Genomic DNA, 13111 nt, shown 5'->3' with positions numbered 1-13111 from the left:
CTTGACCGAATCTTCACATTCCCTTGCCCCGACCTCGGTGTGGGGCTTCGAGGCTTGTGGCCATGACCTCGAACGAGAACTCTTCCCGTACCGTGCCGCTGGTTGCCCTGGGTGTCGGCACCATCGCAGCTGCCGCCCTGGCCCTGGCCGCCCCTGACCTGACCTCCGGGTCGGGGATGGAGGGCATGCCGATGACCCACTACATGGGGCTGTTGGCCGTGCGTCAGCCGTGGAACCTGCTGTTGTTCATGGCGCTTCCGGTCGTGCTGGCCGAGACGCTCGCGATCACCGAGTTGGTGATGCTGTTGGCTCGTCGGGGTGAGCGTCCGGCGCCGGGATGGGTGACGAAGGTGGGCCACTGGGCCGGGTTGCTGGCCGGGCCGGTGTGGGTGTTCATCGGCCTGCACCTGCTTATCACTGCCGTGGTTCCGCTGACGGTCAATGGTGGCTGGCGTGGCCCCGCGGACGTGATCGCTGTCCTGTCGTACCTGGCCGGTGGCGTGCCGATGCTGGTGATCAGCCTGCTGGAGGCCGAGCTCTTGGGCCGCGACGAGACCGGGCGCCTGCGCCTGCACGTGGCGATGGTGGCCGTGTTCCTGGTGGTGGCCCACGTCGCGATGATCTTCGGCATGCTCGACCCTGCCGTCATGGGCTATTCGCCGAAGGCGCCGGCCTCGGTGCAGCACGACATGGGCAGCATGTCCGGCATGAACCACGACATGGGTGGCATGACGGACATGGACCACTCGACGATGATGCCCAGCTCCGCCCCGTCGAATTGATCCCCGGCCGGGTCCGTGGTGAGGTGGTGTCATGAACAGCGCTTCTGTTGCGGTTGTACCGAGTGTCCTGGTCGTCGACGACGAGCCGGTGCTGTCGGGCACGGTGAAGAACTACCTCGAGCGGGCCGGTATGTCGGCCCAGACCTGCGGGGACGGGCTGGCCGCGCTTGACCTTGTCCGGGCCACGGCCCCCGACGTGGTGGTGCTGGACCTGGGCCTGCCGGGCATGGACGGGGTGGAGGTGTGCCGCCAGCTGCGCACCTTCAGCGACTGCTACGTGTTGATGCTCACGGCCCGCGCCGACGAGGTCGACAAGCTGATCGGGTTGTCGGTCGGCGCGGACGACTACATGACCAAACCGTTCAGCCCGCGTGAGCTGGTGGCTCGCATCCAGGTGCTGCTGAGACGCCCCCGCGCCGGAAGTACGGGCGCCACGGCCGCGGTGGTGCACCGCATCGGCGCCCTCACCCTGGACCCGTCGTCGCGTCGGGTGGAGCTCGACGCGTCACCGGTGGAGCTGACCCGTACCGAGTTCGACCTGTTGCAGGCCCTGGCGGAACACCCCGGCTGGGTGCTGAACCGCCGCCAGCTCACCGACGCCGTGTGGGGCGAGGACTGGGTCGGCGACGACCACCTGGTCGACGTGCACATCGCGCACCTGCGCAAGAAGCTCGGTGACGACCCCTCCCAGCCCCGGTTCGTGCAGACGGTGCGCGGCGTCGGCTACCGGATGGGCCAAGGGCAGTGATGCCGCGCAACCCGCGCGGCAGTTGGGGACGCCGACTGCTGTGGACCCAGATGGCCGTGGTGGCGGCGATGGCCGCCACCATGGTGCTGACGGCACTGCTGGTCGGCCCGGCATGGTTCCGGATGCACATGCTCGAAGCCGGCCACGCCCAGCCCGATGTCGTCGAGCACGCTCAGCAGGCCTTCCACGACGCGGGCCTGGTGTCACTGGCCGTGGGTCTGGGCACCGCGATGCTCGCCGCCCTCGGGGTCGCCACCGTCCTCAACCGGAACCTGTCGCGCGGGGTCGAAGCCCTCGTGGACGGCGCCCAACATGTCGCCGCCGGACACTACGACCAACCCGTCATGATGACCTCGGCCAGCCCCGAGCTGGCCCAGGTCGCTGACGCCTTTAACCACATGGCCAGCCAGATCGCCTCCACGGAGCAGACCCGACGACGCATGCTCACCGACCTGGGCCATGAGCTGCGCACCCCGCTGGCCGCCACCCAGGTCACCCTCGAAGGACTGCAGGACGGTGTGGTCGACTTCACCCCCGCAAACGTCGAGATCCTGCTACGGCAGAACCAGCGGCTGGCCGCCCTGGCCGCCGACATCTCTGAGGTCTCCCGCGCCGAGGAAGGCCGCATCCCACTGTCGCTGAGCCACCAGGACGTCGACCAGATCGTGACGGCCAGCGTCGCCGCAGCCCGGCACGCCTACGACGCCGCCGGGGTGACGCTGCACGCCCAGACCGTTCCCGGCCTGCGCGTCGACGTGGATGCCGCTCGCATCGGGCAAGTCCTGGACAACCTGCTGCGCAACGCCCTGCAACACACGGTGGGCGGCAACCGGGTCGAGGTCGCGATGAGACACGAGCACGACCGGGCCGTGGTCCGCGTCACCGACAACGGCGTCGGCATCCCCACCGAGGCCCTCACCCACGTCTTCGAACGCTTCTACCGCGTCGAGGACACCCGCACTCGCGACGTCGACGGTGGAACCGGTGTCGGCCTGGCGATCTCCAGGGCCATTGCCCGCGCCCACGGCGGTGACCTGACGGCCCACAGCGACGGCCCCGGCCACGGCGCAACCTTCGCGCTGACCCTGCCCACCGTGACTTCTTGACCAGATCTTGACCAACCCCTGCCGGGGGCTTCATCCGGGCCCGACAGGCTCAAGGACGTGAACACACTTTCCTGCCGCCACGTCGTGTTCACCGGTCTCGGCCTGGCCTCGGCAGGGGCCTTGAGCGCCTGCGGCGCCAAGAACACCCCGGCCGCAGCACCCGCCGCGCCGAACTCCCCATTGACGATCCCCAGCCAGACCCCGCTGGTCGCAGCCCCCGGCACGAAGACCGTCAACCACGTCCTCACGCCCCGGCCGGTCACCCTCGATCTGGGCGGCGTCACGGCCAGGACTTGGGCCTACGACGAGACCCTCGACGCCCCCGTCCTGCGGGCCCGCGCCGGAGACCTGCTGCAGGTCCGCGTCGAGAACAAGCTTCCCACCAGCACCTCCGTCCACTGGCACGGCATCGCGCTGCGCCAGCCAAGCGACGGCGTGCCCGGCGTCACCCAGCAACCCATCGAGGCCGGCAGCAGCTTCACCTACCAGTTCGTCGCCCCCGACCCCGGCACCTACTTCTTCCACCCCCACACCGGGGTGCAGATCGACCGCGGCCTGTACCGGCCGCTGGTCATCGACGACCCCGCTGAACCCGGCCGCTACGACCACGAGTGGATCATCACCCTCGACGACTGGGCCGATGGCGTGGGCACCTCACCCGATGACATCCTCGCCGCGTTCAAGGCCCAGAACGGCACCGTGTCCAGCGGCATGAACCACGACATGGGCGGCATGGACCACGGCATGTCACCCTTGGGTGACGCCGGGGACGTCACCTACCCCCACTACCTCGTCAACGGCCGCGTCCCCGCCGCGCCCCGCACCCTGACCGCCAAGCCCGGGCAGAAGGTACGACTGCGCGTCGTCAACGCCTCCTCCGACACCATCTTCAAGCTCGCCCTGCAGGGCCATCGACTCACCGTCACCCACACCGACGGGTTCCCTGTGACCCCCACCCAGGCCAGCGCCGTCTACCTCGCGATGGGAGAACGACTGGATGCGACCATCACCCTCGGCGACGGCGTGTTCGTGCTGCAGGCCGCGCCCGAGGGCAAGAAGGGCACCCCGGCCCGCGCCATCGTGCGCACCGGCTCCGGCAACGTCCCGGCCCCGGACACCCGCATCGCAGAACTCGACGGCAAGGCCCTGCTGACCACCCAGCTCAAGCCCGCCGACAGCGCCCGACTGCCCGACCGCAAGCCCGACACCACCCTCGACGTGGCACTCAACGGCCAGATGAAGCCCTACGCGTGGGGCCTCAACGGCAAACGCTTCGGCGAGGACACCCCACTGGCGCTCAGCCGCGGCCAGCGCGTGCGGCTGCGGATGACGAACATGACGATGATGGCCCACCCCATGCACATCCACGGCCACACTTGGGCCCTGCCCGGCAGCGACGGGCTGCGCAAGGACACCGTCCTGATCCGCCCCATGGAGACCGTCGAGGCCGACCTGCAGGCCGACAACCCCGGCACCTGGATGCTGCACTGCCACAACATCTACCACGCCGAACTCGGCATGATGACGACCCTGCGCTACTGACATCTCCCGGCCGATGTCGGCCACCCACGCCTGCCCTGATGGCGCGGCTGCCCCCTTGCGGCAGCCTCACCATCGCCGTCTGCAGAGCTTGACCAGACCTTCACCAAACCTCGCGAGCTCATTGACCTCGCCCCGTCACCGTGGAAGTGGAAGGAAAACCCCTTCCCCGAGCAGACAAGGACACGCCATGTACACGAGCCCCGACCAGGCCCCCCGCTCCTTCGGCGAGGCCCCCCGCCAGCCCCTGACCGGCCCAATGACCGACCAGGACCCCACCAGCACCACCCACCAGCACGGCAAGTCCCACCAGCACGGCAACTCCCACCAGCACGGACACGGCCGCCAGCACGGACATGCCCAGCAGCACGACACCCACGACAAGGGCACGTGGCTCTGCCCGATGCACCCCGAGGTGACCAGCGACCACCCGGGACGCTGCCCCAAGTGCGGGATGTTCCTGCAACCCGCCGACGGTGGGGACGCGCCGGCCGCACAGCACCACGACCACCAGCACCCCACCGGCGAGCCGGCGGTGGTGGCCGGTGCGGTCGCTGCAGGGGACTGGACCTGCCCGATGCACCCCGAGGTCCGCAGCGACGGCCCCGGTGACTGCCCGATCTGTGGCATGGCGCTGGAGCGGGTCTCGGCCGGGCTCGACGACGGCCCGAACCAGGAGCTCGTCGACATGCGTCGCCGGTTCCGGGTGGCGGCGGTGCTGAGCGTGCCGCTGGTGGCGATGGTGATGGTTCCCATGGTGCTGGGGCGTGCGCTGCCCGGCAGCGTCGCGCCGTGGCTCGAGCTGGCCCTGTCGACGCCGGTGGTGTGGTGGGCTGGGTGGCCGTTCTTCGTGCGCGGCGCGAAGTCGGTGGTCAGCCGTCACCTGAACATGTTCACCCTGGTGTCGTTGGGTGTCGGTGCCGCGTGGCTGTACAGCGTGGTCGCGGTGCTGGCGCCGGGGTTGTTCCCGTCCGGGATGCGGGCGATGGACGGCCGGGTCGGCACCTACTTCGAGGCCGCGGCAGTCATCATCACCCTGGTGCTGCTCGGCCAGGTCCTCGAGCTGCGGGCCCGCGACCAGACCTCCGGTGCGATCCGCACCCTGCTCGACCTGTCACCGGCCACCGCGCACCGCATCGGGGCCGACGGCACCGAGACCGACGTGCCGGCCGCCGAGCTGCAGCTGGGCGATCGGTGCCGGGTGCGGCCGGGCGAGAAGGTGCCGGCCGACGGCACCGTGGTCGATGGTCACGCGTATGTGGACGAGTCGATGATCACCGGCGAGCCGGTTCCGGTCGACAAGAGCCCCGGTGACCGGGTCATCGGCGGCACGATCATCCAGGGCGGCAGCCTGGTGGTGGAGGCCACTGGCCTGGGCGCCGACTCGACCCTGGCCCGGATCGTCGACCTGGTCTCCCAGGCGCAGCGGTCCCGTGCTCCGATCCAGGGACTGGTCGACAAGATCTCGGCGGTGTTCGTGCCGGTCGTGATCGCCGTCGCCCTGGCCACCTTCGGGTTGTGGCTGGCGATCGGGCCGCAGCCGCGGCTGCCGTTCGCGATCGTGGCCGCCGTCAGCGTGCTGATCATCGCCTGCCCGTGTGCGCTGGGTCTGGCCACGCCAATGTCGATCATGGTCGGGGTCGGGCGCGGCGCCAGCGAGGGCGTGCTGGTCAAGAACGCCGAGGCCCTCGAACGACTGCAGAAGGTCGACACCCTCGTCGTCGACAAGACCGGTACCCTCACCCAGGGCCGCCCCAGCCTGGTCGACCAGCAGGGCGTCGACGGCCACGAGGATGCCCGGACACTGCTGCTCGCCGCGGCTGTGGAGGCCGGCTCCGAACACCCCCTCGCCAGGGCGGTGGTCGATGCTGCCCGCCAGACGGGACGCACGGTGCCGGCGGCCAGCGATTTCGCCGCCCACCCGGGTGGCGGTGTCAGCGCCACCGTCGACGGTCAGCACGTGCTCGTCGGCAGCCCCGCCTTCCTGGGCAGCCAGCACGTCGACACCCATGCCCTGGACGCCGTGGTGGAGGCCTACCGTCGCCGTGGCGCGACCGCGATCGTCGTGGCCGTCGACGGCAGGCCCGCCAGTGTGCTGGCCATCGCCGACCCGCTCAAGGCGACCACCGCCGGCGCGATCGAGGACCTGCGTCGGCGCGGGATGAAGGTCGTCATGCTCACCGGCGACAATGCCACCACCGCCCGGGCCATCGCCGACGAGCTGCGCATCGACCAGGTCGTCGCCGACGTCCTGCCCGACCAGAAGCACGGCCACGTGCAGGCCCTGCAGGCCCAGGGCCACACGGTCGTTATGGCCGGCGACGGCGTCAACGACGCCCCCGCCCTCGCCGTGGCCGACGTGGGTGTGGCCATGGGCACCGGCACCGACGTGGCCATCGAGAGCGCCGACGTGACCCTGCTCGGCGGTGACCTGGCCGCCCTGGTCAAGGCCCGCGATCTGTCGGTCGACACGATGCGCAACATCCGCCAGAACCTGGTCTTCGCGTTCGTGTACAACGTGGTCGGTATCCCGCTGGCCGCCGGCGCCCTCTACCCGGCCTTTGGCTGGCTGCTGTCGCCCGTCATCGCGGCCGCCGCCATGGCCCTCAGCTCGGTCAGCGTGATCACCAACTCGCTGCGGTTGCGCCGTCACCGCTGACCCCAAGAGCCCAGCCGGTCGTTGTTCACCCCATCACAGATGCCCGGGCTCGGGTGTGGGCGAGGCGGTAGGAGTTTGTGCCGGTTTCGATGATGGTGGCGTTGTAGGTGAGGCGGTCGACGATTGCTGCGTACAGGCGGGGGTCGGTGAAGGTGTCGGTCCAGGCGGAGAAGGACTGGTTGGAGGCGATCGCGATGGCGTTCTTCTCCTCTCGTTCGGTGAGGACCTGGAACAGCAGTTCGGCGCCTCGCCGGTCGAGTTCCAGGTAGCCGAGCTCGTCAATCACGAGGAGGTCGACGCGGCCGTAGCGGTTGATGGTCTTGGTGAGTTGTTTCTCGTCGGCGGCTTCGACGAGCTCGTTCACGAGCCGGGTGGCGAGGGTGTATCGGACGCGGTAGCCCTGCTCGGCGGCGGCGGTGCCGAGCGCGATGAGCAGGTGGGACTTGCCGGTGCCGGAGTCCCCGATCAGGCACAGCGGGTCGCCGCGGCGGATCCAGTCGCCGGTGGCGAGCTCGTTGATGGTGGCGGGGTTGATGTTGGGGTTCGCGGTGAAGTCGAAGTCGGCGAGCCATTTCTCGCAGGGGAAGCCGGCGCTCTTGATGCGACGCAGGGTGGAGCGGCGGTCGCGGTCGTCGACCTCGGCCAGGAGGAGTTCGGCGAGGAAGCCCTGGTAGGTGAGTTGTTCCTTGGTGGCGGCCGTCACGGCGTCGTCGACGACGGCGCGGATCGTGGGCAGCCGAAGCCGGCGGCAGGCTTGGTCGATCGCGGCCTGCGCGGCTTGCTCGGTGAGGCCCTGACGACGGCGAAGGCTCTCGGGACGGCTGGTGCTGGTGGTGGTCATAGGGTTCCTGTCGGGGTGTGGTGGTGAGTCTCGGCGGGGGCCGGGGCGGGATCGGGTTGGCGTCGGCACAGGAGTTCGTCGTAGGCGGTGACGGTGGGCAGGGGCCGGGTGTCTTCGGGCAGGTGCGCGATGACCTGGTGCGGGTTGGTGGGGCGTCGGGGTGGCAGGTTCACGACCGTCCCGCCCCTGGTCTGGCTGGCTGGGGCGGGTGTGTGGGTGGTGGCATGGCGGCGGGCTTCGACGGCGACGACGTCGGGGCTGATCGCGCCCACCGACAGGGCCGAGGTGATGCCGGCGATCACCGCGTCGGACGGGAGGGATCGGTGGAGCAGGAGCACGTCGATCAACGCTTGGGTCCCGGCCACGTCGCCGCTGGTCTTGCGGGCCGCGGCCCAGAACGCGTCGTGGGCCGCGGTGAATGCTCCGGGGGCGCGGGCCTGCGCGAGGGCGGTGGAGCCGGGGAACGCGCCGGGCTTGTGCCGCAGCACTTCGAGGTAGTGGTCCAGCTCGACCCGGGTCACGCCACGGGTGCCGAGGCGAGGGTGGGTGGCGAGGACGGTGCGGCCCTCGAACACGACCACGCACGAGGCCCGCAGGGACACGCGGACGCGTTGGCCGATAAGGTGCGCGGGGACGGAGTACTTGACCATGCGGACGGTGATCAGGGCGGAGCGGTCGACGCGGGGGTGGAGGATCAGGCCGGGGTCAAAGTCGTCGGCCGGCAACGGTGCCAGGTGGGGCAGCTCGGCGTGGTGGTCCTGCCCGATCGTGTTGGCGTGGCCGGTGATGCGGCGGGTGTTGTCGTCGTGCTCCCAGGCGCGGATCTTGTCGTTGAGTTCGTCCAGGGTGGCGACTTCGGGCATGGGGGTGAGGTGGTTGCGGCGGAACCATCCGACCTCGCCCTCGACGCCGCCTTTCTCGTGGGCGCCGTCGATGCCGGGCTGGCAGTAGAACGCGTCGAAGCCGTAGTGGGAGCGGAACAGCACTCAGCGTTCGTTCTCGTCGCGTAGCCGGTCGCCGCCGTGGATGACCTGGACGACGGCGGAGGTGAGGTTGTCGTAGCGGATGTGGCGGGTGGGGATGCCGCCCAGGGCGTGGAAGGCCTCGATGTGTCCTTCGAGGAAGGCCTCCTGTCCGCCGGTCGGGTAGACGCGGTGGATGGCCTTGCCGGAGTGGGACAGGCGGTAGACGAACATGTGGCACTTGGTCTTGACGCCGTCCAGGATGACGTAGACCTCGCCGAAGTCGACCTCGGCCTCCGCGCCGGGGGCGTGGTCCTGCGGCACCATCGCCTCCACCCGGCGCCCGGCCTCCAGATCGATCTGCGCGCGCCTGACCCGGACGTAGTCCCGCACCGTGGAGTAGGACAGGTCGGTGGCGCCGTGCTCGTCGCGCAGCCGGGCCAGGATCCTGGTCGCGGTATGGCGCTGCTTGCGCGGCGCGGTCAGGTCATAGGTGAGCATCTCGTCGATCGCCGGCTTGTACGGGTCCAGGCGCGGTGCTGTGCGGACCGGTTTCTTGCGGGGTGGGGGTTCGGCTGCGGCGAGTGCCTGGCGGACGGTGCGGCGGTGGACTCCGTGTTTGCGGGCGAGCTCGCGGATGGACAGGCCATCGACTCGCGCGTCGTGGCGGATGTCGGCGTACAGCTGCACTCGTGATCCCATCTTGGCTCCCTTGCCCTCGCGACTGGTTCCCAGTGATGGGGACCAGCGTGAAGGGGTGGGGCCAGTTCAGACCGTCAACACCCCGGCAAGTCGCACGCGGGGCCAGATCAGGCCGTCACAACGGGGCCGAACCAAGCTGTCACAACCAACTTGGGCGCGCGAGCAGGCGTCGACGACCTGGCTGTAACGCCCCAGGGACATGAGCACCTGCAGCCGGTGGAGGTGCAGCTCGAGCCAGGTGAATGCCGGCCAGGTCGTGGCCATGGAGCCGCCCCAGGAGGGCCTCGATGGTCTCCAGGGAGGCCTGAGGATCGCCGTCGTCCTCCTGCTGGGCGGCCAGGCAGCGGGTCGCCGCCCAGGCGACCCAGGGGTCGGCGTCGCCGGTCAGCTCGGACCACTGCTCGTCGCTCGCACGCAGGAAGCGCCTGACCCGGCTGAACGGTCCCTCTCCGTCGAAGGAGGCCGGCAGCAGGGAGCGGACCTGTTCGGGCACGTGGCTCAGGAGCCCGAAGAGGGTGACGCACAGGGCCAGGACGCTCAGGCCTGCCTCGTTGCCGCGTGAGTCCTGGGCGGGTTGGACGGCGGCAGCGATGAGGCGCGCACCGTAGTCGGCGATGCGCTCATAGCTCCAGGTGACGCTCCACAGGCGCATGAGGGCGGCACCGATGAGGCAGATGGCGTCGCGCAGCTCCGCCGGCAGGTGATCCGTGCCGTGGCCGTCGGCCTGTGCCAGGAGCCGGTCGAGCTGTTGAAGGATGACGGCCTCATCGTGGGCGACCTGCCGGAAGAGGCGGTCGTGGCGGCGCGCCTCGGGGTGACGGGCGTCGCCGAAGTCGCCGGCGTCCACGGGAAAACGGATCTGGGAGCACAGGTCCACCGCCCACTGGCGCAGGGCCGCGCGGGCCTCGGCCTCGTCACCGGAGGCGGACAGCTGCGCCAGAGCGAAGTCGCGGACGGTGACGAGCATGTGGAAGCGGGGCAGGCCGTGGTCGCGCACCACGAGCAGGGAGTGGGAGACCAGGGCGTCGAGGAGGTCGGCGGCCTGCGCGCCGATGAGCGCCTCCGCGGGCAGGAGGGTGAAGCCGTCGGGGAGCAGGGCCAGCCGAGCCAGGGCGCGGCGTTCGGCGGCGTCGAGCAGGTTCCAGGACCACTCGATGACCGCTGTCAGGGTGCGTTGACGGGCCGGGGCGTCACGGGCGGCGGTGAGCAGATCGGGTCTGCCGGGCAGTCGCTCGGCGATCTGGCCGACCGACAGGCTGCGGGTGCGCGCGGCGGCCAACTCGATGGCCAAGGGGATGCCCTCCAACCGGCTCAGGAGCTCGCCTAAGTCGTCATCGTCGATGACCTGGCCGGGGCGAGCCGCCAGAGCACGGGCGCGGAAGAGCTCGGCGGAGGAGGCAGCATTGAGGGCCTCAAGGCGGTGGACGTGCTCCGCGGCCAGGTCGACGGGGCGGCGCGAGGTCGCCAGCACGCGCAGATCGGGGCAGGCGACCAGGAGCGGCCCGATGAGGTCGGCCGCCTCGCCGGCCAGGTGCTCGCAGTTGTCCAGCACCAGGACGGTTCCGGGCTGGGAGAGGGCGGCGGCCAGATCGCGGTGCGGGTCACCGTTGACGACTGCGGAGCCTCCGATTGCGTCGAGCACGACCCTGGCCAGATCGGCTCCGGGTGACACCTCGGCGAGGGCGACGACGTAGACGGCGGGGCGGCGGCTGCGGGCCGCCACCACCTGGGCCAGGGTGGTCTTGCCGACCCCACCGGGGCCGGTGAGCGTCACCAGACGGTGGGTGCTCAGGGCCTTGAGAACACCGGTCACGTCCGCCTCGCGCCCCAGGAAGTGCTCGGGCTCGGGCTGCAGGCCGTGGCGCACAGGGCTCTCGGCGGCCAGGACGGCCTCGTGGGCGGCGCGCGCGGCCGGTCCGGGCACGGCTCCCAGCTCGCGCAGCCGACGGCGGTGCTGCTCGTAGATCTCCAGGGCCGCAGCCGGTGAGCGCACCCAGGACTCGGCGCGCATGAGGGCGGCCAGGACGGTCTCGTCGCCGCCGTCGCGCTGGGAGGCCTCACGCAGCAGGTCCACGGCCCGCTCGTGCTCACCGGTGGCCTCCAGGGCGAGCCCCCGGTCGCGGCGGGCACCCTCGGTCAGGGCTGCAGCCCGCTCTCGCAAGAGGGCCATAGGGGCGGCTCCTGCTCCACCGTTGTCATCGACCTCGTCGGGAACGGGCACCTGGGGCAGTCGGTCGGCGAGATCGAGGACCTGCTCCCACTGGCCGGCGGCGGCGCAGGCTCGGGCGCGCTCCGCCCGATACGACAGGTCCCGGACATCAGCCTCCGCCTCCGCCAGCTCCAGTCGGTAGCCATCGCCGCTGCGCTCGACGACACCCTCCCCCACGACGGCACGCAGCCGGGAGACGACGACGTGAAGCGCCCGCAGTGGCCGGGCCGGGGCGTCGTCGGGCCACAGGGCCTCAATGAGGGCGCCGTCGCTCACCCTGGCGTCCTGGCTGCCGGCGAGCACGGCGAGCAGGTCAAGGCTCCTACCGCTCAGGGGCCGGCCTTGCCAGGTCGGCGGCTCCGTCAGGAGAGCCAGGCGGTACGGGGAGGTCACGAGGCCATTCTCACCCATCACCGTGAGGCGGTGCTCCACGGGCCGGGGCCGGTCGCGACGCCGGCCACCGTACTGGTGGCGGCGGCCGCGAGGTCCTCAGGTGAGACTCAGGTGCTAGGAAGCAGCAAAGGCTTGAGACGACATGCGCTTGAGCAGAGTAGACACATCCGGGACGTCATCGTGAGGGCCATCGTCAGAAAGAGTAAAACGTTGAGCCTTCATCGTATCCATGACAGCGCCGATGGACGATGTGCGGCCCTGAGGTCCGGCCCCAAGCGTCACCCCTTCGGCAGCACACCAACCTTCGGGGGCCTGCTTTGAAGGCATCTCCCACCTGAAAAAGCCGAAGCGCTTGCTGCCCCGGCGATCGGGGAAGAACACGGCGACGATCGTGTCGGCACCGTGGTCGAGGTGATCGGCGATCACGGAGTCGATGGGCTCGGACTCAGGGACCGCAAGGATCCTGGTGTCATTGAGGTAGTGGTTGCGCCTGAACAGCTCCCGCCCCTGAGTCGTACCGAGGAAGAGCCCCACAGCGCGCGCCGCATCACGCCGCGTCGTCTTGGTGTCACTCATCTCTGCCAGCTCCTGAAGTGCTGTTCCATGCAGTCGATTACCTGCTTGTATGACTCGTCGTAAGACGCCCCCAGTATGGCATGGTCGTTCCTCCCCAGTACTTGGATGGGACGGGTCTCACGGTCGCGGTCCCGATGGTACTGGTGAGAGTGGATACAACCATGACGTGTGTCGATCCGAAACACGGGCTGCCAGCCGTCATCCGGGCTGGAGCGCCACTCATGCTGGAGCGCATAGTCGACCACGCGCCCTCTGTAGGTCCTCAGTCGTATGACTATCCGGTGGCGCCCTGGCCCGGAGATCGGGCCGACATCGATTGGGTAGGTCTCGTCCTCACATACGTGGATCGGCGGAGGACGGTATCCGCCATCGGGCAGCTCCATGCTCGCTCCGCTCGATTTGTCAGACGCTGTATTCCAACGGTTATATCAGAAGTAGATCATCAATAACATTGAGGCTGAGGCCTAGACGTCGACCCTACACGGCCACGCCGTGCACCAGCAGTTCCAGAACCTTCAATGCCCTGTGCCCCGCCCATAGGTTCTGGGCGGGGCACATAGATCGGGCATGATGCCTTCTGAAGGCCGGGAGGGA

Annotated in this window: 7 protein-coding genes and 2 pseudogenes; 5 read left to right on the top strand and 4 right to left on the bottom strand. The window is 69.9% G+C overall.

All coding sequences use genetic code 11. The features are described 5' to 3' along the window. The first annotated feature begins 62 nt into the window (after positions 1 to 62). The 5 genes from FBF36_RS03330 (at position 63) to FBF36_RS03310 (ending at position 6834) form a co-directional block, all read left to right on the top strand. Positions 63 to 782 (top strand): DUF6803 family protein, encoded by a 720-nt coding sequence (locus FBF36_RS03330; RefSeq protein WP_008733373.1) that lies wholly within the window; start codon positions 63 to 65, stop codon positions 780 to 782. 31 nt (positions 783 to 813) lie between these two features. Then, positions 814 to 1530, top strand: a complete 717-nt coding sequence (locus tag FBF36_RS03325; RefSeq protein WP_003780993.1) for a response regulator transcription factor — start codon at positions 814 to 816, stop codon at positions 1528 to 1530. A 50-nt stretch (positions 1531 to 1580) separates the two neighbouring features. Continuing rightward, positions 1581 to 2636, top strand: coding sequence for a sensor histidine kinase (locus tag FBF36_RS03320; protein WP_009394810.1), 1056 nt, complete (start codon positions 1581 to 1583; stop codon positions 2634 to 2636). Between the two features lie 57 nt (positions 2637 to 2693). After that, positions 2694 to 4178 carry a multicopper oxidase family protein gene (locus tag FBF36_RS03315; protein ID WP_034491600.1) on the top strand — a complete coding sequence of 495 codons (1485 nt, stop codon included), beginning with the start codon at positions 2694 to 2696 and terminating at the stop codon, positions 4176 to 4178. Positions 4179 to 4578: 400 nt separating this feature from the next. After that, positions 4579 to 6834, top strand: coding sequence for a copper-transporting P-type ATPase (locus tag FBF36_RS03310; protein WP_034491603.1), 2256 nt, complete (start codon positions 4579 to 4581; stop codon positions 6832 to 6834). A gap of 25 nt (positions 6835 to 6859) precedes the next feature. On the opposite strand, the gene istB is transcribed toward FBF36_RS03310, so the two are convergent. From istB to FBF36_RS03290, 4 genes and pseudogenes are all read right to left on the bottom strand, one after another. Beyond that, a complete protein-coding gene (gene istB / locus FBF36_RS03305) occupies positions 6860 to 7675 on the bottom strand; it encodes an IS21-like element helper ATPase IstB (protein WP_009394820.1) in 816 nt (271 codons plus the stop codon). Continuing rightward, a pseudogene (gene istA / locus FBF36_RS03300) lies at positions 7672 to 9339 on the bottom strand (IS21 family transposase). The gene istB and the pseudogene istA overlap by 4 nt, the downstream one beginning before the upstream one ends. A gap of 147 nt (positions 9340 to 9486) precedes the next feature. Next, positions 9487 to 11959, bottom strand: a pseudogene (locus tag FBF36_RS03295) (BTAD domain-containing putative transcriptional regulator); the annotation flags it as partial. A 96-nt stretch (positions 11960 to 12055) separates the two neighbouring features. Continuing rightward, positions 12056 to 12517: a hypothetical protein gene (locus FBF36_RS03290; RefSeq protein ID WP_009393329.1), complete on the bottom strand. Its 462-nt coding sequence runs from the start codon at positions 12515 to 12517 to the stop codon at positions 12056 to 12058. Between the last annotated feature and the right edge of the window lie 594 nt (positions 12518 to 13111).

It is taken from the genome of Actinomyces sp. oral taxon 171 str. F0337 (genome assembly GCF_005696555.1).
In the GTDB taxonomy this organism is placed as follows: domain Bacteria; phylum Actinomycetota; class Actinomycetes; order Actinomycetales; family Actinomycetaceae; genus Actinomyces; species Actinomyces oris_E.
Note: the sequence above shows the minus strand (reverse complement) of the source record. Positions and strands in the feature narration are given on the sequence as shown.